This window comes from Shewanella sairae, assembly GCF_023283535.1.
Taxonomy (GTDB): domain Bacteria; phylum Pseudomonadota; class Gammaproteobacteria; order Enterobacterales; family Shewanellaceae; genus Shewanella; species Shewanella sairae.
In genome coordinates this window covers 1-1,191 of sequence record NZ_JAKILT010000185.1, presented here as the reverse complement: position 1 = coordinate 1,191, position 1,191 = coordinate 1, and the positions used below count along the sequence as shown (strand labels likewise).

1 rRNA gene is annotated in these 1,191 nt (G+C 48.5%); it reads right to left on the bottom strand.

The features are described from left to right. A 23S ribosomal RNA gene (locus L2748_RS23985) occupies positions 1-1,163 on the bottom strand; the annotation flags it as partial. Between the last annotated feature and the right edge of the window lie 28 nt (positions 1,164-1,191).

The following is a 1,191-nucleotide window of genomic DNA, read 5'->3' as shown; positions in this document are numbered from 1 at the left end:
AAGTCTAGTACCCATAGCTTCGGTGTATTGCTTAGCCCCGTTAAATCTTCCGCGCAGGCCGACTCGACTAGTGAGCTATTACGCTTTCTTTAAATGATGGCTGCTTCTAAGCCAACATCCTAGCTGTCTAAGCCTTCCCACATCGTTTCCCACTTAGCAATAACTTTGGGACCTTAGCTGATGGTCTGGGTTGTTTCCCTTTTCACGACGGACGTTAGCACCCGCCGTGTGTCTCCCGTATAGTACTCATTGGTATTCGGAGTTTGCAAAGGGTTGGTAAGTCGGGATGACCCCCTAGCCTTAACAGTGCTCTACCCCCAATGGTATTCGTACGAGGCGCTACCTAAATAGCTTTCGAGGAGAACCAGATATCTCCCGGTTTGATTGGCCTTTCACCCCCAGCCACAAGTCATCACCGCATTTTTCAACATACGTGTGTTCGGTCCTCCAATTGATGTTACTCAATCTTCAACCTGCCCATGGCTAGATCACCGGGTTTCGGGTCTACACCTTGCAACTAAACGCGCAGTTAACACTCGGTTTCCCTACGGCTCCGCTATTCGCTTAACCTTGCTACAAAATGTAAGTCGCTGACCCATTATACAAAAGGTACGCAGTCACGGTCTCAAGAACCGCTCCCACTGCTTGTACGTATACGGTTTCAGGTTCTATTTCACTCCCCTCACAGGGGTTCTTTTCGCCTTTCCCTCACGGTACTGGTTCACTATCGGTCAGTCAGGAGTATTTAGCCTTGGAGGATGGTCCCCCCATGTTCAGACAAGATGTCACGTGTCCCGTCCTACTCGTTTTCACCTAAAGTTAGTTTTCATGTACGGGGCTATCACCCTGTGCCGCTGTGCTTTCCAACACATTCCACTAACACCCTCTAGGCTTAAGGGCTAATCCCCGTTCGCTCGCCGCTACTAGGGGAATCTCTATTGATTTCTTTTCCTCCGGGTACTTAGATGTTTCAGTTCCCCGGGTTCGCCTCATTAACCTATGTATTCAGTTAATGATACTAGCTTATGCTAGTGGGTTTCCCCATTCGGACATCGTTAGCTCAAATGCTTGTTACTAGCTCGCCAACGCTTTTCGCAAGTTACTACGTCCTTCATCGCCTCTGACTGCCAAGGCATCCACCATATACGCTTAGTCACTTAACCATACAACCCAAATAAGTCTCTATGAGAT